Source organism: Candidatus Absconditicoccus praedator, from assembly GCF_021057185.1.
Taxonomy (GTDB): Bacteria; Patescibacteriota; Gracilibacteria; order Absconditabacterales; family Absconditicoccaceae; genus Absconditicoccus; species Absconditicoccus praedator.
The window spans coordinates 737,504-762,819 of the sequence record NZ_CP054059.1; the positions used below are offsets into that span (position 1 = coordinate 737,504).

Genomic DNA, 25,316 nt, shown 5'->3' on the forward strand with positions numbered 1-25,316 from the left:
AAAATTAGATATAAATTATTTTTTCTCTTTTTTAATAAACTCATAAGGAAGACCTTTTATCCAGAAAAGATAGTAATTCACTCAAAAGAAAACCAAAAACATAAATAAAAATATTACTACTTTTCAAAGTCTATCGGCTCAAAGAAGTATTATTATAGTCATAAAAAACAAAGACCATCCCCATACAAAAACTCTAACTTCATTCCTACTCCATCCCAATCTCATAAGTCTGTGATGAAGATGAGTATAATCTCATTTCAAGGGGTTTTTTTTCATAACAAGTATTCTATTGAGGAAAACCCAAATAGCATCAAAAAAAGCCAATGATATAGCAACTAAAATTGTTCAAATTTTTGCACCTCAAAGTAAAGCCAAATATGCCAAGGCAAATCACAAAAACATAACTCCAACATCTCTGAGCAATCAAAAAGGCTTAAACTCAACAAATGTATAAAGTAAAGAAAAAATCAAAAAAATAAAAGATATATTTGCTACCATTTCAAGCATCTGTTTGGTTTCTTGTGTTATATCTTGATAATGAGGAAAAACAACCAAATAAATAAGTAAAATTATAGTAAGAAAACCTATAGATGATACTCAACTTGCCAAAGAATTTACTCCATCAAACCAGTTAATTGCATTCATAAATCACACAAACCAGATTATAGTAAGTATAGCTGCTACAACAAAAGGAAACTCTATTTGTCATAATATCGGTAAATTAATACTCTCTATCCCAACTCATGCAAAATAAAATGCTATAAAACCCAATAACAATTGTATAACAACCCTAATCATAGGAGAAATTCACTTAATTTCGTCTATCACTCAAAAAATCAGTATAATAAATCAAAGCAAGAAAAAAACTATTATTTCTATATTCTGTAAATAATCAGGGAACACCAAAAGGATAGAAAACAAAACTCACATATACAAAAAAATTCACTGCAAAGTAGGCACAGGTTTTCTAGGAGGGATAATATCAGGTCATGGTTTGTCCAAAATATTAAATTTCATAAACAAAAAGACTCATCCAATGACAACTAATAAAGCTATTATTATAATATAAACAAAATCTATCATCACCTAAATTTGAAAATAAAAAAATTAAATTTTTAAGCTAATCATTTGACTCCTCTGATAAGGAATCATCAATAGCATGAACAAGTTCAATCTCAATATGTTCTGACACAACTTGAGCTGCATCAATTCAATTTCTGACAACTTCTCTTCAAGACTCATCTGTTTCATGTATTTGAATATGACTTTCATAATATCACATAATTCTTTATTTAAGTTTTAAACTAATAAATATATAATCTTTTTGAAAGCATATTCAATAAATATTTTAATTTTTTCTCCATAACAAAAAATGGGTCAGGAGGGAATCGAACCCTCGACCACCGGCTTAAAAGGCCGTTGCTCTACCCCTGAGCTACTGACCCAACATCAAGAGCTATAAAAAGCTCAAGAAGCTGACTTTATTGTATATATTTTTAAACAAAAATCAATTAATTTTTAGATTTGTCCTAACTTTGAAAGTTTTTTATAACAACTTGAACATATTTTTACTCTAACCTTAAAACCATCTCATAAGTCTATGTTTTTGGTGAAAAGGTTGGCTTTGAATTTTCTTTTAGTTGCTCTCATTGAATGGGATCTGTTATTTCAAGCAACAGTTCATTTAGAACAAACTTCACAAGTTCTTGCCATTTTATATTAAGTACTTAGCAATTAAAACTACTTATTTTCAGCCTCTCAGTTTTCTGTATCCTCTTGTATAGATTCTTCCTCCTCAGGTTCTTCTTTTATTTCTACAACAGTAATTATTGGCTGCTCTAGATCATCCACTATTTCTACTCATTTAGGTACTTGTAAATCTTTTACAAATACGATATCATTTGTTGTCTTAATTTCTGAAAGATCTAATGTAAAGTCATGAGGTAAATCTTTTGGCAATGCCTCTACAACAACATGATCTTTCACCATTTCTATCTTTCATAAAGATTGTTTTTCAACTGGAGCTTCTCACTGAGTATATACAGGAACCTCAGCCTCTGTTTTTTCATCTGCTTTAACCGCATGGAAATCTATATGAAGCAACCTGTTTTTTACTGGATCTACATCGACTTCATGAATCAAAACCATTTGATTTATACCGTCTCATTTCAAAGTCACAGGAGTTGACTCTCATGCTTTTTCATAGACTTTCAAAAACTCCATTTTATCAAAAAAAACAGAAATAGGAGACTCCAGATGCTTTCAATAAACAACACCTGGTATCAATCAGTCTGCCCTATACTTTTTTAACGACTTTCCAAACTCCCATCTTTTTTTTACTGAAAGATTCATTTACAATTAATAATTAGATTATAAAGCTACTTTTTTTCAAGCTGATATTGCTTTGAAAAATTTTTTGAAGACTTCATTCTTGCTGATTTTCACACTTTATGCCTTATATAATACAACTTTGCTCTTCTTATTCTATACTCATCTAAAACAGTTATTTTATCAAAATAAGGAAATGACAAAGGATAAATTTTTTCAACAACTATTCATGAAGTTTTTCACCTCACTGTAAAAGTTCAATCTACTGAGTTTTTTTTCTTAACTCTTAGGACTAGTCATTTAAATCTCCAAATTCTTTTACTAGATCATTCTCATATCACTTCTGATATTTCAAGATACTGTCATGGTTTCACATCATACTTTTTATATCACTTTTGATGAAAAAGTTTTTTAAGCCTTTCAAAGTTCATTATTTCTACTTAATTTTATAAAACTAGCTTTGTCTTTTCATAACTTTTGCTTTCCATTTTCTTTGTTGCTCTACTTGCTTTCTTATATCCATCACAACAACTCTTTCAACTCTTGCAAGTGCTTTATTAAGTTTTTTCTTTCAATTAGTTCTAAGTCTTGCCATAAGTATTTATTATTTAATTAAATGATTAAGTCATTTCTTTTCTAAAACAGACGAAACAGAATCTTTTTTTATTCAATACTTTTTTAGCTTAGTTTCTGCCTTTTCGAAAGCATTTTTAATCCACCTTGTTTCTCCATATTTTTCTTGTTTTTTTAAAAGCTCTATATATCACAAAATAGCTTTTTCATTTTTTTCTCAAGACATAGCTCTTTTTCTATTAATATTTCTCAACCAGTGATTATGTCTTGCTCTTTTTTGATTACCCATATCAAACCATTAAATACTAAATTTATTTAACATATTTTGCCAAGTATGCATAAGCCTTATTTGCTTCTGCCATCTTGTGAGTATCTTCTTTTCTCTTAACTGAAGATCATTGATTTGAATAAGCTGCCAACAACTCTTCTGCTAAAGCCTTATACATTGGAACTCATTTTTTTTGTCTTGAATACATAAGTATCCACCTAACAGCATAAAAAAACTTTTTATCTGATTTTACCTCTAAAGGAACCTGATATACAGCTCATCAAATCCTTTTTGATTTCACCATCACCGAAGGAGAAGAATTTTCTATTGCAATCTCCCAAACTGCAAAAGGATTTATATGTCAATTTTTCTTAATTTCCTCCATACAATCATAAAAAATCTTTCTTGCAATAGACTTTTTTCAATCTTTCATAAGATGATTTACAAACTTTTCTATCTTACTATTTGTACTAGGAGTTGAAAAAAGCTCGTTTTTTTTAAACTTTTTTGCCATTACAACTTATACTTATATATTAAATTAAAATTTATTTTTTAGGTCTTTTTGTTCAGTAAACAGATCTAGACGTCTTCCTATTCTCTACTCAAGCCAAATCATAAGCTCATCTAACAACATGATACTTAACTCACGGAAGATCCTTTACTCTTCACCCTCTCACCAAAACAACACTATGCTCCTGCAAAGAATGTTTTTCTCCTGGTATATAAGCTATAACCTCATGACCATTAGAAAGCCTCACTTTTGCAATTTTTCTCTGTGCTGAATTTGGCTTCTTTGGAGATGCTACTGTTACCTTCAAACACACACCTCTTTTAAAAGGAGAAGCATAATAGGTTTTTTTATTCCTAACAGTATTAAGACCATACTGCAATGCTGGAGACTTAGACAGACTTTTTTTGTCTTTTCTTCCTTTTTTTACTAGCTGATTTATTGTAGGCATTACCTATATATTAAATTATATTATAAAACAACCCTTTAAAGGGCATTTTTTGAGTAACAAAATATAATATAAAGAAAATATTTTAAATTTCAAGGAAAAGTATAAAAAAATCCGGGAAATTAATCCCGGACAAGCTTACTCTCTAGTATACACATACAAGTTGTACAAAAGGTATAAGAAAACAGAAATAAGCACAAACATAACAAAATTTAAAAATGGTCATACTTGCACTCTTTCTACATCTCATATTTGACTTCTTTCTCAATCTTCGCAATCAGCTTCAACTGCATACCAATTATAAGATACTTCTTCTGCATCAGGATCAAAAGGATATTTAAACTTTGTATCCTCTGTTTCAGCAACTTTTTCCATATCAGAGATAGAAGTAGTATCTCAATCTTCTGACATGTATACATTATATTTTTCTGCTCATTCTACCTCATCCCATACTAAATAATGATCATCTCAGTCTTTTTCAATCGACAACTCTATCCCACGAACTCTACAAGATGCTGCTCACATCATTCATCATTCCACAAATGAAACATCAGAATATACTCAAGTTTTATCTTGCTGATCGTCCAACTCAAAAACTTTCACATAATAATCTTCTTCAAAATCAAATCATTCCAAAACAACTTCATTATCTTCTACTATCACTTCTTCTCTTTGGTCTTTGTCATTTAAATTATCCTGACTATCTGCATAAACTAATTTAAACTCTACATATTTTCAATCATAATTCCAGCTAAAATACATTTCATCTTCTTCTGGATATTGCTCATACCTAAAAGAAGAAATAGATCACTCTTGAGAAACAGACACACTATCAACCTCTTCAAAATTTGCTGACTCTCACTGATATATAGTTTCTACATGAACAGGAAAGGTTCACACTTCATCGATTGTAGCATCTACCTCAAAAAATCAATCTTCCACATTATTCATAGAATACTCACCAACTCAATCAATAGTTAGTTGCACATCTTCTATGTCTTCTCAAGTCTCTACTTGTACAGTCACAGTTTCACCCTCTTTAATTCATTCTTCTGGCGTGATTATAATATCTTTAAAATCCTCAAGCTCTTGCTCCTCATAATAAAAAGTAATAGTATCAGACTCAGCCATTGTGTCACCACCATCCATTAAAGATACATATACTTCATTTTCTCAATCAGTTAAACCATCTATATTAGTATCAAATCCTCAATCTGAATCAGTAGTTCATGACTCAACTAGATTTCAATTCAGATATATATCAAATTGAGTATTAGGAGCATCTGTTTGTCATATAACTTCTAAAGAGTCATCATAATACTCATCACCTTCAGAAGGAGACAAAATATCTATATCCCATTCTTGATCATCTTCTTCAGAAAAAACTTCTACTTCTAATTTTCAATATACATCTTCATCAAACATATCTTCTACAACCAAGTCAAAATATCACTCATCTGTAATATCTGAAGTATCATGAAATTCAAGTCATCTATCAAAAACAACTTCTCACTGGTCTTCATCTGAGAATGTATAAATTCAGTCACTTGGAAAGCTTACATCATCCATTCAAGCATTTTCCACCATCATAAGAATATCTCCATTATAGTCTTGTACTACTTCTCATTGATCATCAACAGCTCTTACTGTCAAGTCTACCGACTCATTTACTCTTGGAGATTCTGGATCCAATTCTATTTCAAACTCCTCCACATAAGAATATGAAAAGCTTATACTAAATAAGAACACAATTAATAAGATTATTTTTTTCATTTCTTTTTACTTATAAATTTAAATATTATTTAGCTGATATTGATAATCTTTCTGTTGATCAATCGGTAAAATTTACAACAACATCTGAAAGAGTCACTTCTCAATCATCTCAGTCAAAAGGAAATGAAAAGATATTTTCTTCTGAACCAATCTCTCAAATATTTGTAAATATTAGCTTTTCTCATGCTCACTCTATATTAGCAGACGAGTAATCAAAATCAGAATCTATATTTAAATCTCAAACTTCAAGACCTTCATCATAATACAAATCAATACTTACAGAAGCAACTCTATCAAAAGAAGAATTTGCGTCTACATAAACCTCTCATTCTTCTATATAATATACTATGTCTCAACCATATTCTACCTGAGTATCTTCATCCACCAATATATCAGCTGTAAGAAGATCTGCCCTGTCTACTGCAAAAACTACAACAAAAGCAAGAACAAAAGCTGTGCTCAAGGCAAACAAATTTTCCTTAATATTTATTGTTTTCATAAAAGAATATTAATTTTTAAATATAATCTCATTATAAAAACTTTATCAAAAAAAGCAAATATTATAGACTATGTAAATTAATTTAAATATTGACTTCTTAAATAATTGTGTTCTTGTAAAGTTTGGGAGGTATGAAGAGCTCAAGAATTATCATGCAAATAGTAACAATCATTTGTTTCTTCAAAATCCAAAACTGCATTTAATGTTGCAGAAGAAGGACTAGCTATAGGTGTTGGAGTTAATCAACGATTTTGTCTTGTATTATAAGGATTTGATGAATCGTTTAGATGACTTACTATCTGATCTACTGTGCAAGTTCTGTATGACTCACCTAAACCATAACAAAGAGAAATATCCGCATCCAATCTAAATATATTTTGGCAGTTTGAAGCAAGCCTATTTAAAAAGATTCAGGCTATTTTATTTTTATTTGGATTATAATTTTCTTCTTTTTCTATGATAGACGCTAAAGTTATAATCTCATAAACTGACAATTCTAAATTATATCAAAGATTATTTAATCTTTCTGAAAAGTATAGAAACTCATTTTTTCTATCTTCCCATATACCAAGCTCAAAATTATTTAACTGATTGATCACAACCTGCCTTATGATATCTCAAGAAGAAATATCTATAGTATATGTATCCGGATACAAAAATCATTCAAAAGACTTAATTTTATCTTCTCACAAATTTTGAAGAAATGTATAATATTCTTCATAGCTTTTTATTACACTTTGATCTGTTACATAATCTACAAAACTTCAAGATTCTATAAATCACAACACAGACAAATAATAGTCTATATCATACATTCACCGTCACTCTAAAATAGTTATATTTACTTCTTTTGTTTGTGGTCACTCTTCAAATTTTTTTATTACTTCTGATTTTGAATACACTCCATCAAAAGAGTAGAATCCATCTTTAGGTTGTGGTTGTTCTTTTCAGGACAATAAAAAATAAATATAAAAAGATAAACTATCTTTTTTTCCTAAATCATTTAAAAAGTTAGAAAAATAATAATTATCTGTTATTACAACATCTCTTTCAAGAGAAACATCTCTTGCAAAAAGATAATAAACACTAACAAAGAATAAAATTACTACTGCTAAAAGTATTTTTTTCATTTAATTAACTTATTTTTTTGAATCCTCTTCTCATTGCTCCTCAAGAGTAAGTCATACAAGACTATCCTCTTTTCAAGTGTCATCCTTAACATTTCAGGAGCTATCTCTATTTATATACACAAACATTGGAATTATCATAGGGATTCTTCATAGAATTTTTACAACATAATCTCATAACTCTTCTTTAATCACCTTAAGAACCTCCTTTGTATTTGAATTTTTCTTAGAAAGCTCATTATATCTTTTCTTAACAAATTCAATAATATTTGTATGCACTTTTTTAACTTCAGAAGAATATACAAATCATCTTGATTCAATTTGTATATTTCATACCAGCTCTCTAGTTTTAGAATCTATTTTAAATATTAAATTTACTACTCAATTCTCAGACATAATTTTTCTTGCCTTCATCACATACTCTCCAGAAAGATGACCAATTCATTTACCATCTACCATGACTGTATCAAGCTTTAATTTTTCATCTGACAACACCAACTCGTCATCGTACATCTCAATTATCGCTCAATTCTCAACCGGCATCAAAATATTTTCTTCAGGTATTCACATATCCATTGCAAGATTTTTGTGAGCATATCTCATTCTTGCATCTGTATAAAATGGCAGAAAATATTCTGGTTTAATTAAATTTATCATAAGCTTATGATCTTCTTGATAACCATGTCAACTTGCATGTATATCAAGATCATCATTTGTTATAAGATTTATTTTTCTAACTACAAGATCGTTAAGCATCTTGGATACATCTGCCTCATTTCAAGGTATAGTAGAAGCTGACACCAAAACAGTATCTTGCTCTCTTAAACGAAAATTGGCATGTTCTCATCTTGATATTCTTGCAAGACCACTGAATTCTTCTCACTGAGCTCATGTGGACAATATTACCACTCTTTCTGGAGGCATATTTTCTACATCACTACTTAATTTACGAACACATCACCTTGGCACATCAAGATATCAAAGCTTTTGACATATCTCTACATTATTAAGCATCGATCTTCATTCCAAAAATACCACCTTATCATACTTTATAGCATTTTCTATTATTTGAATTATTCTTCAAACATTGGAAGCAAAAGTAGCTATTATAAGTCTAGATGGAACAGTTTTTATAATTTCTTCTAGATTTTGTCATATTACTTTTTCTGACAAAGCCCATCATTTTCTCTCTGCACCCAGACTATCTCACACATAAAGCCTAACTCACTCCAATCATATCCTTGCTATTTTTCAAAGATCTGCTGGCTTATCTATCGCTGGAGTATAATCTATTTTGAAGTCCGCAGAATTAAATATTAGTCACTTTGGAGTATGTATAGCTAAAGCTAATGTTTCTGGTATATTATGGTTGACTCCTACAAATTCAATACTAAAACATCATAGTTTTATTATGTCACTTTCTGGATTAATTATTTGATGCTTTATTTTTGGAACATCTTTTGGATCAGCAAATGTTTTCTTTATGATTCATAAAGTTAAAGGTGTTGTATAAACTTTAGGAAAATCAAGTTCAGGTAAAATATGCTTCAGCGCTCATATATGATCTAAATGTCAGTGAGTCAAAACAATTCATTTTATTTTATGTTTATTTTTCTTCAAGTATGAAATATCTGGAATAAGGTAATCAGCTCACATAGTTTCAGTTGCAGAAAACTCCATACCTGCATCTACTATTATTATATCATCCTTATATTCTATAAACACGCACTGTCACACCTGTTCCAATCACAACAAATTTCATATTCTTACAGGTTCTTCTTTTCTATTACTTTTTGCTAACTTATTTGTTTTTGGTCTAACTGTATTCTTTGTATAATTTTTGCTTGTATTTTTAGAATTAAAATCTATTTTTATATTAGAATTTCATTGCATCATTTGTTTTTTATATTTTAAATATTTAAATGGTTAATAGTTTATTAAAAACTATAAAAAGTGATTGTTTTAATCAAAATATACCGCTCATAAGTAAGCCTTCAATGCATATCATCAAAAACCTACTATTAACAAACAAGCCCCAAAACTGCTTGGAGGTTTGATCAGCTATATGATACAGCATAATTTTTCAAGCATCTATTATTAACAACCGAGGAGGTAAAATTATATGATTTGAGATATCTACCAACTCTTACAGACAAGCTTTAAATAATGTTTTTAGATCAAACCTAAATAATATATTACTTATTAACTATAATTTTACCAAATTCCCTATAAACCAAATTATAAACGATATAGATTTTATTTTTATAGATGCTAGAAAAGCAGAATATTTGGATTGTCTACTGAAAATTATGCCGTACCTTAAGGAATGAAGCTTAGTAGTTTTTGATGACGTAATGCAGTTTAAAGATAAGATACATAATTTATATTCATTTATTAAAAAAAATCAACTAATTTATGAAATAATTTCTTCCGAAAAAAGTGACTGAATTCTTATAATATATTTTTAATAGCAGTTAATTATTTTAAAGCATAACACTCTGAACTCAGTTCCATCTTTTCCAACTCAGACGGCAAATCTATCTTATCTTCTTCATAAATAAACTTTTCTGCAGAACAAAAGTCATCGTCTTCAAATACTTTCACAGAATCCACTATAGCAAAACTTTCTCAAGAAGTTTTTTTTATGAAATAACATAGTCAATTTTTTCAACTAATACATTTTATATAATTTCATTGAATATCATACTCACCTGGGTAATTTATTTTTTCAGAAGATTGTTTTCAATACAACACATCTTCTCATATATTATAATTTAAATTGTACAGTCAATTTTGCTCTCAATCGGCTGAAAAATAAAACTCATCAGCTATAATATATCAATTATCTTTTTTTTCTATTTTCATATAGTCAATTTTAAGTATCTAAATTTATCAAAAAAAGTTTGGGTTTAGCATATATAAGATCACTCATGAGGCTCACAATAGAAATATTCCAACTAAAACCCTTATAATTAAATCCTTTCAGGTAGAAAAGGCTGACTGGTCTGCTCAAGACATAGTAATCATAACTCATCAGGCTACCAGCATAAAAAAACCAACAACGATAACAACTGTTACCAATATTTTAGTCATTCATCATATCAAAAAAGGAAATATTTCATCATCTTCAACATCACTCCCCTCTCATCAAATACAATTTCAAATAAAAGGAACATGAGTGTTCAAACTAATTCAGTCACAATCATCTCACTCATCATCTCCATTTTCTGCATAAGCAAAATTGAAAGAAAACAATAGAATTGATATAAGAAGAAAAGTTATTTTTTTCATTTTTTTTGTTTTTATTTAAATTCATCTATTATTTTATTGAGAAGAGCTCAGTCTATTTGTGTTTTATCATAATGCTCAAATATATTTTTTATTATTTGTCATTTTTGCTTTGCAACATCTTGAATTCCAAGCTTTTCTATAGTATTTTGAACAATATTTTTCAAATTCTCTTCTCAAATCATCTCGGGCAAAAAACTTTCTAACAAATCCAGTTTTGCACTTTCCTGATTTATATCCTCTTCATTTTTTAAAAAGCCTATTTCCTCTTTTTTTTGCTTTATCTCTTTTTGGATAATTTTTACATACTCTTCATCTTTGAGTTCTCTTCAAAGCTCTTTTTCTTTATAAGCTATTTGAGACAATAAATAATTATACAACTCTTTTTTAGACACATCTTTTTCTTTCATAGCTTTTTTATATCATTCTTTTATACTACTTTTCATTATTTTTCATAATAATAAATATATATAAAATTATATATAAGTTGTTAATTTTTGCAAGTTTTTATAATAAAAAGGAACCAAACTCTATGTTTGGCTTCCTCCTTTTAATGACATTAGTTTTGCTTTTATTAGCTGTCTATATTGAATACTAAATTGAATAACTCAGAACAATGTTGTGGTGGCAATATACAATCAAATTCAAGCAGGCATTGTGTATACAAAAAATGCCATCATAGTTGATAATGCAATATTCATGTATCACATCATTTTTGTCATATCAGGCATATTTTCTGCTCAAGGCATGTTGGTTGGCATTGAAGGTCTATTAAGCATAGTAAGTTTCATTTGCAAAAACAACAACAAAGGAGCGATTATGGTTAGAGCTATTGATCAGGATGATAATAGGTCTATCCCAAAAAATACAGTATTTACTTGAGAAATATCAACTCCTCTTACATTAATAAATTCTAAAAAACTATACAAATAAGTCATATCAAGCTTTCACTCTGTTTCCGAAAAGTTTCTAATAACAAAAAACAACCCAATAAACACAGGAATTTGTACCAACAACATCAAACAACCTTTCAAAGGACCTGATCAATGCTTTTTAAAAACACTCATTGTTTCTTCAGCCATTTTTTGTTGATCATTTTTATATTTCTCTTGGATTTCTTTTAATTTTGGCTGAAGGTCGGTCATTTCTTTTTGCATTTTATTTCATGCAAGGGTTGGTTTAAGCAACAATAATCTTACAAAAAGAGTTAGTATGATTATTGCAACTCACAAATTTAGATTGAATATTACAAGAAACAAAAGCAAAAGATTGAATATTGGACGATATATTATTTCTACTATTACAAGAAAAAAAGGATTCATTAGTTATCAAAAATATTTAATTATAAATTCCTACAACAAACTATGCAGCAGTTTCTTCTTTCTGAGTTGATTCTTCATATGCATCAAAAACAGCTTTCAGGTTAGCCTTATACATAAAGAAAGATTCTGGTATATGGTCACACTCTCAGTTTACTATCTTTTCAAAATCGTTAACTGTATCTTCTAGCTTTACATACACTCAAGACATACCAGTAAATTGCTCTGCCACAAAGAAAGGCTGAGAGAAAAATCTTTCTATTTTTCTTGCTCTATTTACTGTTTGTTTATCTTCATGAGAAAGCTCTTCCATACCAAGTATAGCTATAATATCCTGCAATTCTTTATATCTTTGCAAAGTTTTTTGAACATTTCTTGCAACATCATAATGTTTTTCTCATACAACTTCTGGATCAAGAACTGTAGATGTACTATCTAATGGATCTACAGCAGGATAAATACCTTTTTCTGCAATAGCCCTATTCAATACAATTGTACTATCCAAGTGAGTAAATGTATTTGCAGGAGCTGGATCTGTAAGGTCATCTGCAGGCACATACACTGCCTGTATAGAAGTTATTGATCACTTATTTGTAGAAGTAATTCTTTCTTGTAAAGCACCCATTTCTGTAGACAAAGTAGGCTGATAACCAACCGCAGAAGGAATTCTACCCATCAAAGCAGAAAGCTCACTACCTGCCTGAGAAAATCTAAAGATATTATCTATAAAAACCAAAACATCTCTAGATTCTTTATCTCTGAAGTACTCAGCCATAGTCAACCCTGTCAAAGCAACTCTTGCTCTTGGTCCTGGTGGCTCATTCATTTGACCATAAACCATAGCAGTATTACTTAAAACTCCACTTTCTTTCATCTCTTCATACAAATCATTTCACTCTCTTGTTCTTTCTCAAACTCAACAAACTACTGACACTCAACTATGTTCTTTTGCAATATTATGAATAAGTTCCTGCATTATAACAGTTTTACCCACTCATGCTCAACCAAATAAACCTACTTTTCATCACTTCAGAACAGGAGCCAACAAGTCTACTACTTTAATACCTGTTTCAAGAACCTCAGCCTTTGTAGACAAGCTTGTAAACTCAGGAGCCTTCCTATGGATTGGCCAATTATCAGTTCATTCCACCTTCTTTTCTCAGTCAATATTTTCTCACAAAACATTAAATATGTGTCACAAAACTTCAGGTCATACAGGTGTTTTAATAGGAGATCCAGTTGCAATAACCTTATCTCATCTTTTTAGTCAATCTGCTGAACTCATTGTGATTCACCTAACCACTCAATCTTCCAATTGCTGCATTACTTCTACAACTACATCTTCTCCATGATTATTTTTATTTTCAACTTTCACAGCTTCATATACTGCCGGCACTTTATCTTCAAACTGCATTTCCAAAACTACTCACCTTACCGATACTATTTTTCATTCCATAGGTTTAAAATTAACTATTTAAATTTTGTCCAAGCTACTTTAAGTACTAGTTTTATTGTTTTTCACATAATCTAGAATAACCTCTCACAAAGTCTCTACAAGAACATCAAACTTGTCTGGCTCTACATAATTTTCCTGAGAATTTATACTATCTCTTATCTGCACAATATAATTCGTAACAGAACTTGGATTAGCAACCTCATAAAAAGTATAAATCTCATCTTGTCTTTTAATTTTGAGGTTTCACTTACCTGAAACAATATCAAGTATTCAATTCTGCTCATCGTATACACTTTGGGCAGCATCTCGTTGAATATGTTCTGTATTTTGCCTCAAAAAACCCTCTCGCTTAAACAAGACAAGTCACTTATTAGTAACAACTATACAATCCAAATATATATCCAAAATACTCACCATAAAAACAACATACAACAACAATCAAAGAACACCCAACACATAATCAAAATACCTCCATTCAAAATAAGCTCACAACAACTCATACACTAAAAAAAGCAGAGCCAACAAAAACAAATGTTTTACTATAGACTTTGTGTACTTCCAACTATGATGACCTATTACTTTATATATTTTTCTATCTGAAAGATGCTTATTCAGAATAGAATTTCTAAATCACATTTATTATAATTAATTAGATTTATTAATTTGATCTATTTTTTTCTGTCTTTCTAAGAACTTCTCCATTCTTCACTTAACAACTTTTGTTTCTTGCTTACCTGTATAAGTTGGATGACACGCTGGACAAGACTCAACTTTTATTGGTCAATCAGTTGCAGCCGCAACTTCAAACTTATTTCAACATATACAATCCACTTCTACAGACCCATTATATTTAGCATGAATTCATTTTTTCATTTTTAATTCCTTAACAAAATAAATTATTTTCAAAGCTCATCACTTTCATATATCTTCATCTCATCTGCCCTTTCATAAGAGCTTATCTCTTCTTCAGAAAAAAATCTTGCAATTTCTTCTTGAGCCGCATCTTTATCTTCTGACGCATGCACGATATTTCTCCCTATACTCATAGCAAAATCTCACCTTATTGTTCAAGGCTGTGCCTGTCTAGAGTTAGTAACTCAAATCATAAGCCTAACTACATCTATAACCTCTACTCACTCCCAAACTTGCAACATCACTGGAGACGATGTCATATAACTAACTATAGAAGGGAAAAAAGGCTTATCTTTTAAGTGCTTATAATGCTCCTCCAAAACAGACTCATCCAAAGAAACCATTTTACAAGCCACTAGCTTCAGTCATTTTTTTTCAAATCTTTTCATGATTTCTCAACTTAATCATCTTGTTATTGCATCAGGTTTTATTATTACCAAGGTTTGTTCTTGCATAAATATATATTAATTATAAATTAAATTTACTGTATCTTTATAGCATCAACTGGACATGCAGACTTTCAATCTTCTGCCGCCTCAAACTCAGATTCAGATGTAGGCTGCTTTACCACATAAGCTTTATTTTGATCATTGAAGTCAAATATACCAAAATCTCATGCTATCGCTACACAAGCTCAACAACCTATACAAGCATCTTGGTCTACATAAACTTTTTTTGACATAATTATTTTAAGTTAAACTTTAAACATAGTATATAATAATATAAATATTTTTTTTATTTTTTCAAGACTATATAATATTTCCTTAATTGTTAGATTATTTTTTTTCTACATCAGTATCCTCATTTTCTCAATTTTGAGATGTTGAATCAGATTTTTTTGCTGCTTTTTTGAAAAGTTTTGGCATTCATAATTTTATTTCTGTACTAAGTAAAACAGCCATCAAAGCAGGGAGTATAACCCGCAAAGGCATAAGCTGTAAAAAAACAACAAAAAATTCATTGTCTCAAAAATCTGATGATAATTCCTCTATTTTTTCTCAACTAAATATTTGTTCTCAAAAAATAACTATAAGTAAAGAAGATATAATACTTATAACAGTTATTGGTGCAAACAAAACTCAAAATAAAAACTTTATAAAAGAATTTTCTGACACTCATATTCATATTTTGGATCTTGAAAAAATCAGAATTAATAACATTAGATATATTCAAACTATAGTATGCAATTTATAGTACTCAAGTCACTCAGCTATAAATTCTTGATTATCCAAGAATCAAACTTCATTTTCCAACAAATATTGTGACAATCATTCCATACCAACATGCATAGCCAATGCTATTCATATCAACAAATAGTTTCATATTATTATTTTTATCATTTTCTTTACTCATATAGCAACAGAAAATATCAGCAATACTCAAACCAATCATACAAGAAAAAAGTCATAAGTAGAAAGCATAATATAGTTGAAATAAAAAATAAAATAAATATTATGAAAAATATATCTTTATTATTATAATAATTTCACATGGAATTTTCAAACATAAAAAATAAATCAGGATTCACACTTATTGAAATGATGATAGTTGCAGTAATTATATCTGTATGAATACTTTGAATAGTAAATGTTATTGATTATTGACTCAAATTTGTTTGAAACATTAGACAAGAAGTTATAGCAACCAACCTTGCCAGAGAATGAATTGAATGAGTATTCAACATTAGAGATACCAACTGGACTAGATGGTCTGGTAGAAGGGATGAATGTTGGTTATTGAAAGACCCTTTATGAGAAGATTCAGGTTGTCAAAATAAAGACCGAATACAAGAATGATATTATTATCTATCCTGAGCAACAGCATGAAATCAAAAATACAATAAACTTAATAAAATATCTAATGAAAGCGATGATAAATTAGATTTATCTGATTGATTAAACTGGAATAATAATCAGGAATATGCTTTATGTCAAAGCAGTAGATGACAACGACACCCATGCCCCAACGCTAATCAGCAAGAACAAGTTACTTGAGAGTGAAGATATTTCAGGATGATAGAAGTTAAATGATTGTACAACAAAGAAGACTGAACTTCTCTAGATTGTGAAGATTGAGAAGATGGAGATGGTTCAGTAGATTGTTGAGATAGCACACCCAAAGAGCTCAGATTCTGCTCAGTAGTTAAATACATGTGAGATCATGAGTGAGAAGTGAAATTGTGTTCTGCAATTACAAACTTTAGAAATTAATTGATAATAAACATTAATGGACATAGAAAGATTGGAAGAATTTTTAAACTATCAACCTATTTTTGAAGAAGATCCTCAATTTTTATTGCACCAGATAAAAAAAGAGGTTAGTGAATATATGCCTTATGAAAAAATAAGTAAAATAGACCACGCATATGAATTTGCCAAACATGCTCATTGAAACCAAAAAAGACTTTCATGAGAACCTTATTTTGTACATCCCATAAAATCTACACAATTTTTAATGAAAATTAAACCATGAATCAAAAGTATTCAAACCTGCATACTTCATGATGTTATAGAAGACACAGAATTCACCTATGAAGACATTAAAAAAGAATTTTGAGAAGAAGTAGCTAATTTATGCTATTGACTAGAGAAAGTTTCTAAAGTAAGATATAAAGGCCAGGAAAGAAACACAGAAACACTCAAAAAAACTTTTCTTGGAATGGGCAGAGACTTAAGAGTAATTTTTGTAAAGTTAGCTGATCGTATACACAATATACAAACTCTAAAATTTCACCCCAAAGAAGAAAAAAGAGTTAGAATTGCTCAGGAAACACTAAAAATATATGTTCCAATTGCTCAAAGACTGTGACTGTCTGTATTTCAAAACTACCTTGAAAACTGAGCATTCTATAACTTAAACAACAAAGAGTTTAAAAGAATATTTAGTTTTATCAAGAAAAAACACTGAAAATCAAGCAACTATACAGAAAGATGAATCAAAAGTATAGAAAAAATTCTAAATGAATCCAAAATTGAGTATGAACAAATACAGTGAAGACTAAAAAGTCCTTATAGAATTTATAGAAAACTAAAAAAGTACTGAACTAATGATCCATCAAAAATTATGGATATTCTTGCATTCAGAGTAGTAACAAAATCAATATCAGACTGTTATTCTGTATTATGAGTAGTAAATAACAGATACACTCCCCTAATAAAAAGAATAAAAGACTATATTGCACTACCAAAATCCAACTGATATAAAAGCCTTCACACAACTATAATTGGAATGTTTGACTTTCCAGTAGAGATACAAATAAGAACAAAAGAAATGGATGAATTTGCAGAATACTGAGTTGCAGCTCATTTTGCATACAAAGAAACTTGAGATACAGCAAAAATTTCTGAGAAGCAGTCAGAACGAATTCACAAACTACAAAATATTGTAAAAAATTTTCAAGAAACAAGTAAAAAAGATGAATTTGAAAAGGCACTTCACATAGATATACTTGAAAAAAATATATTTGTATATACTCCAGAATGAGATATTGTCGAACTACCACAATGAAGCACAGTTTTAGATTTTGCCTTCAAGATTCATACAGATGTATGATTAAAATTTAAAAATGCAATAGTAGATGACAAGATAGTCCCTATTGATTATCAATTAAAAAATTGAAGTATTGTAAAAATAAACACTTATAAGTCAAAATTTACTGCGTCTCCTAGTTGGATAAATTTTGTCCACAGCCCTTCATCAAAATCTAAACTAAACAGGTTTATAAGGCAAAATCAAATGCAAAAACATATAGAAGCGTGAGAAAAACAAATTAATGAAAAACTTAAAGAATTCTGATTACCACTTATATGAACTAAAAAAGACAAAATTACAAAGAAATATAAATGAGAAGAATATCAAAATATAATGGTTAAGATTTCAGAAAAACAAATTACAGCTACAAAACTTATAAAAGAAGTCTACCCTGATACATTTAGAATCAGTAAAAACATTAACAACCTACAGGACAACACAAAAAGCCAATCAGAAACACTAGAAAAAGAAACCTCAAAACAAAATAATGTTATAATAGACTGAAATAAAAAGCTTGAATATTCAATATGCCCTGAATGTAAACCAACAAATCCAGACAAAATCATCTGAAAAGCTGATAGAGAATGAATAAAAGTACATAATTTGGAATGTACAGCATTAAAAAGAATAAACTATGAAAAATTATTACAAGCACACTGGGAATGAGAAGAAGCACCAACTTATACTCTAAAAGTTAAAATTAGAGCATACGACAAACCATGAGTACTTATCCAAATATTATCTATATTTTCAGATTTTAATGTAAATGTATCTGACATACAAGTAAATAAGAATGAGGACTTATCATCAAATGTAGAAATCTACTTAGAATTTCAAAACCCCTCAAAAATGCACTTCATACTAAAAGAGTTGAAAAATAGAGAAAATTTATTAAAACTAATATCAAAGAAAATAATTTAAAATTTAATATCACAAAATGCAAGAATACATGAATTATATTCAAAATTTAACTATATGAGATTATGTGGCAACAGGCGTTGTTTCAGTTGTAGTCTTTGTTTGGGCTTGGTCTATTTTGTGGACCACAAAAGACATATCTGCTAGAACAGATAATATTATATATCAATTATTCAGCATATTAGTTGTAGCTTGACTTACTCCAATAATTGGTCTACCACTATATATACTTTTAAGACCTCTCAGATATAAGCATGAAAGTGACTCTCCAAACGATTATTATGACCTAAATCTAATAACTTGTGAAAAATGTGAAAATAATAATCTCAAAGAGTTTGATTTTTGTATTTTTTGTGGTAATTGACTAAAAGTAAAATGCAAAGAATGCAAAAACAATTATCCTAAAGAGTATGAATATTGTTCAAGTTGTTGAGCACCAAATATTGAGTAAGTAATCTAATATGATGGACAACATAATATATAAATGAGAGTGAGAAAGAATTGATAAGTTTCTTGTATGACATTTTGGATATTCAAGAAACTTTTTTCATCATATAATTAAAAGAAAGTGAATTTGTATAAACAACAAACCCATAAAAAAATCTTATAAACTTAAAAATTGAGACAACATATCAATTGAAAAACTAGAAAGATTTATTACTGGAGAAGTATTAGAAGATTTTGCATATATAGATCTGGAAATTTTAAAAGAAGAATATGACTACCTTGTAATCAAGAAACCAAAATGAGTGATATCTCACCCTTGAAGTATTTGGGATGTGAGCACTCCATCGGTAGTATGATTTTTATACCAAAAATACAAAAAACTTCCAAGTATTTGAAATTTCATAAGAGCTTGACTAATTCACAGACTGGATAAAGAAACAAGCTGACCTATGATAATTGCAAAAACAGAAAAATGACTTTCACATTTCAAGAAACTATTCAAAGAAAAGTCTGAATCTATATGAATACAACAAAAAGAAGAGGTTCCACTAAAAAAATTTTATACAGCAGAATGTACAACAACACCCAACTGAAAAAGTTTTTTGGATCAGATAGAGTTACCACACTATATACAAGAAATAGTATATCCCAAAGTACCCAATATTAGAAAACCCAAAGAATGAATAACAAAAATATTAAGTAAACAAAATAAATGAAAAAATATAATATTATTTATTGAAATACTTACAGGTCGTACTCATCAAATAAGATACCATCTAAGCAGTAAATGATTACCTATTTTATGAGATTATCTATATTGAAAAAAAGACGACCACAAACTTAATCTAGAATGCAGTCGTCTTGAATTTCTTGACACAAATAATGAATATATAGTTGTTGATATTTAAGCAAATACTTCTTACTAATTCAACATATCGTCTATCAGTGAAACAAAAGTTTCAGAAGGATAAGCTCAAGGTACAAGCACCCAATCTCCTGTTTGAGTATTAAGCAACACATTTCCTGGTGTTCCTTCTACTCCAAAAAGATTTTGTCATTCTTCAATATTTTCCTCTAAGAATCAGTTGTGTTCTTGAGAATTTATACATTGTTCAAACTGATCAGTATCTATTCAAAAATCTTCTGCCAAATCTATCCATCAGCTTTCATTTTCTATATCTTCCAATTGATAAAATGAAGACATATAATCATGATAAACATCTTCTCATCACAGATCTCATGCACATTCTATAGCATTAGATCAAGGATAAGACCTATCTCAAAATATTGGAAAGTTTCTATAAAAGTAAGATACTTCATTAGCATCAAAATTTTCCATAGCATTACTAGAAGTTCAGTCTATATGTTGTCTTTGACAAAAAGGACAATTAACATCAGAGTACTCTATCCATACTACTTGAGCATCTGGATCTCAATCAATTATTCATCTATCAACAACCTGCTCTACTTGGTCAGAATCAAGCTGTCCTCTTTCAAATCAGTCATCCTCTTCTAGTTGCACATCATCTTGAGCTTGCTCATCATCTACAATTCAGTCATCTCACACATCTTGTTGTGCATCCTGTTCGATATCTTGTTGAACATCATCTCACACAAACATTTCCAATTGTTGTCTTTGTTCATCAATAAATTGATCTGAAGTAAAAGCTTGTTTTGCTAATTGATAGTTTTCTAATCATCAAAACTGATATGCATGATGCTTCTCTACTTCTGATTTTATTTCATTTGCCTTATACTCAAGCAAGAAATAGTTTCAAGCTACAGTAAGTACTCACACTAGAATAACAACAGCTATTATATTAATAGCATTACCTGAATTATTTTCTTTTGTCATTTTTTATTAGTTAAAAGATATAAATATTAAATTAATATACAAATATTATGCATAAATGTCAAATTATAAAAAAGCATTGTGGTTGCAAAAGAGTCAAAAGAACATATTATATATTTACATAAAACTTTATTACTATTTCATAATTTTTAATCTCAAAGAGTTTAAAACAACACTAATACTAGATAAAGCCATAGCCAGTCAAGCAAACAAAGGATTTAGTATCACTCACCATATTGGATAAATAACTCCTCCTGCCACTGGTATCAAAATAATATTGTACAAAAATGCCCAAAAGAAGTTTTGATAAATCACTCTAAGAGTTTTCTTACCATCTTCAAAAAGCTTTTTAATTTTTCAAACATTATTTCACAAAAGCACAACATCTCCACTTGTCAAAGCTATATCACTTCAGCTTCACATAGCCACACCTATATCTGCCAAGGTCAAACTTGGACTATCATTTATACCATCACCCACCATCATTACTTTTTTTCATTCTTTTTGAAGCTTTGCAATTTTATCATATTTTTGATCTGGAAGCATTTTTGAATATGCAAAATCTACTCACAATCTATCAGCAACATTTTGAACCACTTCATCATTATCTCATGAAGCAATCCAAGTCTTAATTCACTTTGATTTTACAAATTCTATAAGCTCCTTGCTTTGTTCATTTATTTTGTCTTCCAATACTATCAAAGATTCCACATCATCATTATAAGCAAATGCAACTACAGTTCTTCATCAATTTCTCAAATTATATGCATCTTGTCAAACATCTATACCAGATTGTTTCAAAAATTCCAAGTTTCATATCAAAAGCTGCTTTCAATTGTATTTTGCTTTCATACCCATACCTTGAATATTTTTAAAATCTTGTATCTCATCTTGCAAATTATCAAAATCATACTCTTGCTCTATAAATTTCACAATACTTTCTGCTATTGGATGGGTAGATTTTTTTTCTAAAGCATATATTAAAGAAACTACTTTTTGCTTTTCTAATTTCTTTCAACTAAATTTAAAGTCTGCTACTTCAAATTTTCACTCTGTCAAAGTTCATGTTTTATCAAAAACAATATCTGTATTATTTCACAAATTTTCAAAAACATCTGGAGTTTTCACAAGTATTCCATTACTAGCTGTTTTTCAAAGTCATACAGTAATTGCTGTAGGAGTAGCAAGTCATATAGCACATGGACAAGCAATCACAAGTACACTTATAGATGTAAGTAAAGCATAATTAAACTGAGGCTGAGGTCACCAAAGCATCCATACAATAAATGTCACAGCAGCTATCACCAATACCACAGGCACAAAATAAGAACTTATCAAATCAGCCAAATTTTGTATAGAAGGCTTTTTTCATTGTGCTTGTTGTATAAGCTTGATTATATTATCAAGTACCGAGTTTCATGGGCTTGTATTTATCTGAGCTTTTATATATCAAGTAGTATTTATACTTCCTGCATAAATATTATGATTTTTGCTCTTGTGAATAGGTATACTTTCTCAAGTAATAGAAGACTCATCAAAACTTCATTCTCACTCAATTATTTGAGAATCTGCCGGCACTTTTTCACCAGGTTTTATTACAACAATATCAGATTTTTGTAGTTCTTTTGAGTCTATTTGAACTTCTTTTCAGTCTCTAACAACTATTGCTTTTTTTCTTGCAAAGACAAAAGTTTATTAACAGCTCATTTAGTTGATTTTTTGGCTTTTTCTTCAAGATACTTACCTGTAATAATAAATGCGGCTATACCAGCTGCTGCTTCAAAATATACTGGCAATTCATCTGCAATTTCCAAGAAAAATCAAGGGAAAAGTATACCTGCAATTGATACCAAAAAAGCAGCCAAAGTTCATATTCCTACCAACACATTCATATTGAACACTCATCTAATAATAGAAAGAAAACAAGATTTGTAAATATAAAACCCAGACCAAAACATAACTATAGCAGTCAAGACAAACTGTATACTATAATTGGTCCACAATGGAATTTGTCTTACAAATTCTTCTACCCAAGGAATGTGCAATCACATAGCCAAAAACACAACCACTACAGTAAGTATCAAAGCAACAACCACTTTTTTGAAAAACAAATCAAGCTGTTTTTTCTCTTCATCATTAGATACTAACTGCTCTTCATTATCAAAATCCTCTTTCATGTTATATCACATATCCTCTACAAGATTTTGAATTTCTTCAGCAGAGATTCTATTTTCATCATACTCTATCTGCATAGATTCATTAGCATAACTTACAAAGACTTTATTAATTCAATCTTTTTTGGACAGTCTATTTTGAAGTGCTGTTGCACAACCTGCACAAGACATTCATTTTATTTTGTATTCAGCTTTCATAAATCAAAGTTTATATATTAAGAAAAGGTAGCTTTGTTAAAAAAAGTTATCAATAATAGAACTTTTGAATAAGCTCGTAAGGAGTTCTATTATCTAGTAATTTATATGGCTTCACTGTATTATATCAATTTACAAATCTTTTTAAAGACATTTTTCTATGTTCTGATGACATAAATGTTCCCTTGTTGTGCCACATCTCCACTAAAGTTCTTATAACCCTCTCTGCCTCTCAGTTTGTTCTTGGTATTCTAACTTTTGTGAATCTTCGTTTTATTCAGTTTACTATACAGTCCTTCACAAATTAATGTTCATTAATTCATTTGTATTCTAGTCAACTATCTGAATATACACATTCAATTGTATATGGACACTTATTTATTACCTATTTCAAGAACGCAGCTGATAATACTTGTGTCATATCTTCCATGATAGCCACATAAATCTCTATTGAATAATCATCTACTCATACAAACAAGTATTCCGATTTTTTATTCTCAACTCACTTTATAAGAGGAAGCTTTGTTGTGTCAAATTGAAGTATTTATCAAAGATAGCTTATATTCTATTTTAGCCAATCTAAGTAATCATCGTTTAATGCTTCTAAATCTATTATTAGTGGAATTGTCTAGGGACAAATTCTTTTAGTCTAGCTCTTTTAAGTATCTTATATATACTAGGAGCAGATACATTGAATTTGATACATAGATCTTTTAGTTTTATTCATCTTTGATAGAATTTCCATATCTCTTTCCTTTAGAATGGTGTAAATCTTGTATTTTTATGTAAGTTCATTAATATAATTTGGTTGTCAAACAAATACTATTCATTATAAAAATTATTTTTAACAACCTTATACAATATTATCAAATAAATATTATTTATATTATTAAAAAGTAATGATGAAAAAAATTTATCTTTTGCTAATATTAGTATTACTAGTAATATGACTAGTAGCCTACTTTAAAAGAGCAACTATATTAAACTTTATATGAGAACATTTTAAAGATCAACAAAATTTACAAGGAGCAATGAAATACTATAAAAAAGCATTAGAAATAGAACCTAATAATGTAGCATTTTTAAATAATAAATGAAAAGCATTATCTCGATTATGAAGACATGAAGAAGCAATAGAATATTATAACACAGCATTAGAAATAGAACCTAATAATGTGGATATATTAAATAGTAAATGAGCAGCACTAAGTCAATCAAGAAACTATGAAGAAGCACTTGAATATACTAAAAAAGCATTAGAAATAAAGCCTAATGATCTGGATATATTAATTAATAAATGATGGTTATTAGAAGAATTGTGAAGACATGAAGAAGCAGTTGAATATGTTGAAAAAGCATTAGAAATAGAAACTAATGATGCAATTAGTTTAAATGATAAATGATTAGCATTATACAGGTTATGAAGGTATGAAGAAGCAATAGAATATTATAACATAGCATTAGAAATAGAGCCTAATGATGTGGACATATTAATTAGAAAATGACTGGCATTAAAAAAATTGTGAAAACATGAAGAAGCACTTGAACATTCTAGTAAAGTGCTTGAAATAGATCCTAATAATCGGAGTGCAAAACAGTTAAAACAAGAAATTGAACATATTCAGGAAACTGAAGAATAAATTTATAGCTATTTAAGAAATTAAAAGATAAACTACTCAAGCTTAGAAACAAGTGAATAA

General features: G+C 29.2%; 32 protein-coding genes, 1 tRNA gene and 1 pseudogene. 6 read left to right on the forward strand and 28 right to left on the reverse strand.

Annotation, left to right across the window (positions count from 1 at the left end; all coding sequences use genetic code 25):
* Window positions 1-15 precede the first annotated feature (15 nt).
* The 14 genes from HLG78_RS03640 to HLG78_RS03705 all read right to left on the reverse strand — a co-directional run bounded on the left by HLG78_RS03640 (window position 16) and on the right by HLG78_RS03705 (window position 9,420).
* A complete protein-coding gene (locus tag HLG78_RS03640; RefSeq protein WP_231176258.1) occupies window positions 16-1,083 on the reverse strand; it encodes an MraY family glycosyltransferase in 1,068 nt (355 codons plus the stop codon).
* A gap of 37 nt (window positions 1,084-1,120) precedes the next feature.
* Complete coding sequence (locus tag HLG78_RS03645) at window positions 1,121-1,282, reverse strand: hypothetical protein (RefSeq protein WP_231176259.1); 162 nt, start codon at window positions 1,280-1,282, stop codon at window positions 1,121-1,123.
* 91 nt (window positions 1,283-1,373) lie between these two features.
* A tRNA-Lys gene (locus HLG78_RS03650) sits at window positions 1,374-1,445 on the reverse strand.
* Window positions 1,446-1,518: 73 nt separating this feature from the next.
* On the reverse strand, window positions 1,519-1,713 hold the full coding sequence (rpmB, locus tag HLG78_RS03655) for a 50S ribosomal protein L28 (protein ID WP_231176260.1): 195 nt from the start codon (window positions 1,711-1,713) through the stop codon (window positions 1,519-1,521).
* Between the two features lie 27 nt (window positions 1,714-1,740).
* A complete protein-coding gene (locus HLG78_RS03660) occupies window positions 1,741-2,352 on the reverse strand; it encodes a 50S ribosomal protein L25 (RefSeq protein ID WP_231176261.1) in 612 nt (203 codons plus the stop codon).
* Window positions 2,353-2,378: 26 nt separating this feature from the next.
* Window positions 2,379-2,759, reverse strand: coding sequence for a 50S ribosomal protein L19 (locus HLG78_RS03665; protein ID WP_231176262.1), 381 nt, complete (start codon window positions 2,757-2,759; stop codon window positions 2,379-2,381).
* Window positions 2,760-2,782: 23 nt separating this feature from the next.
* The gene (locus tag HLG78_RS03670) at window positions 2,783-2,923 is read right to left on the reverse strand and encodes a hypothetical protein (RefSeq protein ID WP_231176263.1); all 141 of its coding nucleotides are present in this window, start codon (window positions 2,921-2,923) and stop codon (window positions 2,783-2,785) included.
* A 9-nt stretch (window positions 2,924-2,932) separates the two neighbouring features.
* Entirely contained in the window at window positions 2,933-3,190 is a 258-nt protein-coding gene (locus tag HLG78_RS03675; protein WP_231176264.1) for a hypothetical protein, read from the reverse strand.
* Window positions 3,191-3,212: 22 nt separating this feature from the next.
* Window positions 3,213-3,683, reverse strand: coding sequence for a 30S ribosomal protein S7 (gene rpsG, locus HLG78_RS03680; protein ID WP_231176265.1), 471 nt, complete (start codon window positions 3,681-3,683; stop codon window positions 3,213-3,215).
* 31 nt (window positions 3,684-3,714) lie between these two features.
* Window positions 3,715-4,128, reverse strand: a complete 414-nt coding sequence (gene rpsL, locus HLG78_RS03685) for a 30S ribosomal protein S12 (RefSeq protein WP_231176266.1) — start codon at window positions 4,126-4,128, stop codon at window positions 3,715-3,717.
* A gap of 135 nt (window positions 4,129-4,263) precedes the next feature.
* The gene (locus HLG78_RS03690; RefSeq protein ID WP_231176267.1) at window positions 4,264-5,898 is read right to left on the reverse strand and encodes a hypothetical protein; all 1,635 of its coding nucleotides are present in this window, start codon (window positions 5,896-5,898) and stop codon (window positions 4,264-4,266) included.
* Between the two features lie 25 nt (window positions 5,899-5,923).
* Window positions 5,924-6,397 carry a hypothetical protein gene (locus tag HLG78_RS03695; protein ID WP_231176268.1) on the reverse strand — a complete coding sequence of 158 codons (474 nt, stop codon included), beginning with the start codon at window positions 6,395-6,397 and terminating at the stop codon, window positions 5,924-5,926.
* Window positions 6,398-6,474: 77 nt separating this feature from the next.
* The gene (gene mltG, locus HLG78_RS03700; protein WP_231176269.1) at window positions 6,475-7,527 is read right to left on the reverse strand and encodes an endolytic transglycosylase MltG; all 1,053 of its coding nucleotides are present in this window, start codon (window positions 7,525-7,527) and stop codon (window positions 6,475-6,477) included.
* A gap of 9 nt (window positions 7,528-7,536) precedes the next feature.
* Window positions 7,537-9,420 carry a ribonuclease J gene (locus tag HLG78_RS03705; RefSeq protein WP_231176270.1) on the reverse strand — a complete coding sequence of 628 codons (1,884 nt, stop codon included), beginning with the start codon at window positions 9,418-9,420 and terminating at the stop codon, window positions 7,537-7,539.
* Window positions 9,421-9,521: 101 nt separating this feature from the next.
* Between HLG78_RS03705 and HLG78_RS03710 the strand changes: the two genes are divergently transcribed.
* Window positions 9,522-9,992 carry a class I SAM-dependent methyltransferase gene (locus HLG78_RS03710; RefSeq protein ID WP_231176271.1) on the forward strand — a complete coding sequence of 157 codons (471 nt, stop codon included), beginning with the start codon at window positions 9,522-9,524 and terminating at the stop codon, window positions 9,990-9,992.
* Between the two features lie 10 nt (window positions 9,993-10,002).
* Here HLG78_RS03710 and HLG78_RS03715 read toward each other — a convergent pair whose 3' ends face one another.
* The 10 genes from HLG78_RS03715 to HLG78_RS03760 form a co-directional block, all read right to left on the reverse strand.
* Window positions 10,003-10,389: a hypothetical protein gene (locus tag HLG78_RS03715; protein ID WP_231176272.1), complete on the reverse strand. Its 387-nt coding sequence runs from the start codon at window positions 10,387-10,389 to the stop codon at window positions 10,003-10,005.
* Between the two features lie 24 nt (window positions 10,390-10,413).
* Complete coding sequence (locus tag HLG78_RS03720) at window positions 10,414-10,815, reverse strand: hypothetical protein (RefSeq protein WP_231176273.1); 402 nt, start codon at window positions 10,813-10,815, stop codon at window positions 10,414-10,416.
* 11 nt (window positions 10,816-10,826) lie between these two features.
* Complete coding sequence (locus HLG78_RS03725) at window positions 10,827-11,258, reverse strand: GatB/YqeY domain-containing protein (protein ID WP_231176274.1); 432 nt, start codon at window positions 11,256-11,258, stop codon at window positions 10,827-10,829.
* An 84-nt stretch (window positions 11,259-11,342) separates the two neighbouring features.
* Window positions 11,343-12,134, reverse strand: a complete 792-nt coding sequence (locus HLG78_RS03730) for a YidC/Oxa1 family membrane protein insertase (protein WP_231176275.1) — start codon at window positions 12,132-12,134, stop codon at window positions 11,343-11,345.
* A gap of 40 nt (window positions 12,135-12,174) precedes the next feature.
* Complete coding sequence (gene atpD / locus HLG78_RS03735; protein ID WP_231176276.1) at window positions 12,175-13,587, reverse strand: F0F1 ATP synthase subunit beta; 1,413 nt, start codon at window positions 13,585-13,587, stop codon at window positions 12,175-12,177.
* Window positions 13,588-13,626: 39 nt separating this feature from the next.
* The gene (locus tag HLG78_RS03740) at window positions 13,627-14,223 is read right to left on the reverse strand and encodes a hypothetical protein (RefSeq protein ID WP_231176277.1); all 597 of its coding nucleotides are present in this window, start codon (window positions 14,221-14,223) and stop codon (window positions 13,627-13,629) included.
* Between the two features lie 9 nt (window positions 14,224-14,232).
* Entirely contained in the window at window positions 14,233-14,460 is a 228-nt protein-coding gene (rpmE, locus tag HLG78_RS03745; protein ID WP_231176278.1) for a 50S ribosomal protein L31, read from the reverse strand.
* 23 nt (window positions 14,461-14,483) lie between these two features.
* Window positions 14,484-14,954, reverse strand: coding sequence for a nucleoside-diphosphate kinase (ndk, locus tag HLG78_RS03750; protein ID WP_231176279.1), 471 nt, complete (start codon window positions 14,952-14,954; stop codon window positions 14,484-14,486).
* 26 nt (window positions 14,955-14,980) lie between these two features.
* Window positions 14,981-15,181, reverse strand: coding sequence for a ferredoxin (locus HLG78_RS03755; protein ID WP_231176280.1), 201 nt, complete (start codon window positions 15,179-15,181; stop codon window positions 14,981-14,983).
* 94 nt (window positions 15,182-15,275) lie between these two features.
* Window positions 15,276-15,920: a hypothetical protein gene (locus HLG78_RS03760; protein ID WP_231176281.1), complete on the reverse strand. Its 645-nt coding sequence runs from the start codon at window positions 15,918-15,920 to the stop codon at window positions 15,276-15,278.
* A gap of 69 nt (window positions 15,921-15,989) precedes the next feature.
* Here HLG78_RS03760 and HLG78_RS03765 point away from each other — a divergent pair, with 69 nt between their 5' ends.
* Genes HLG78_RS03765 through HLG78_RS03780 form a run of 4 tightly spaced genes read left to right on the forward strand, consistent with a single transcriptional unit; the run spans window position 15,990 to window position 20,303 of the window.
* The gene (locus HLG78_RS03765) at window positions 15,990-16,709 is read left to right on the forward strand and encodes a type IV pilus modification PilV family protein (RefSeq protein WP_231176282.1); all 720 of its coding nucleotides are present in this window, start codon (window positions 15,990-15,992) and stop codon (window positions 16,707-16,709) included.
* Window positions 16,710-16,725: 16 nt separating this feature from the next.
* Window positions 16,726-18,951, forward strand: a complete 2,226-nt coding sequence (locus HLG78_RS03770; RefSeq protein WP_231176283.1) for a RelA/SpoT family protein — start codon at window positions 16,726-16,728, stop codon at window positions 18,949-18,951.
* 16 nt (window positions 18,952-18,967) lie between these two features.
* Complete coding sequence (locus HLG78_RS03775) at window positions 18,968-19,399, forward strand: hypothetical protein (RefSeq protein ID WP_231176284.1); 432 nt, start codon at window positions 18,968-18,970, stop codon at window positions 19,397-19,399.
* A gap of 13 nt (window positions 19,400-19,412) precedes the next feature.
* A complete protein-coding gene (locus HLG78_RS03780) occupies window positions 19,413-20,303 on the forward strand; it encodes an RluA family pseudouridine synthase (RefSeq protein WP_231176285.1) in 891 nt (296 codons plus the stop codon).
* Between the two features lie 14 nt (window positions 20,304-20,317).
* On the opposite strand, the gene HLG78_RS03785 is transcribed toward HLG78_RS03780, so the two are convergent.
* From HLG78_RS03785 to HLG78_RS03800, 4 genes and pseudogenes are all read right to left on the reverse strand, one after another.
* A complete protein-coding gene (locus HLG78_RS03785) occupies window positions 20,318-21,250 on the reverse strand; it encodes a DsbA family protein (protein WP_231176286.1) in 933 nt (310 codons plus the stop codon).
* Window positions 21,251-21,382: 132 nt separating this feature from the next.
* Window positions 21,383-22,879 (reverse strand): annotated as a pseudogene (locus HLG78_RS03790) (heavy metal translocating P-type ATPase); the annotation flags it as partial.
* A gap of 29 nt (window positions 22,880-22,908) precedes the next feature.
* Entirely contained in the window at window positions 22,909-23,619 is a 711-nt protein-coding gene (locus HLG78_RS03795; RefSeq protein ID WP_231176288.1) for a cation transporter, read from the reverse strand.
* 46 nt (window positions 23,620-23,665) lie between these two features.
* Window positions 23,666-23,917 (reverse strand): integrase core domain-containing protein, encoded by a 252-nt coding sequence (locus HLG78_RS03800; protein ID WP_231176289.1) that lies wholly within the window; start codon window positions 23,915-23,917, stop codon window positions 23,666-23,668.
* Window positions 23,918-24,515: 598 nt separating this feature from the next.
* Here HLG78_RS03800 and HLG78_RS03805 point away from each other — a divergent pair.
* Window positions 24,516-25,256: a tetratricopeptide repeat protein gene (locus tag HLG78_RS03805; RefSeq protein ID WP_231176290.1), complete on the forward strand. Its 741-nt coding sequence runs from the start codon at window positions 24,516-24,518 to the stop codon at window positions 25,254-25,256.
* The last annotated feature ends 60 nt before the right edge of the window (window positions 25,257-25,316 follow it).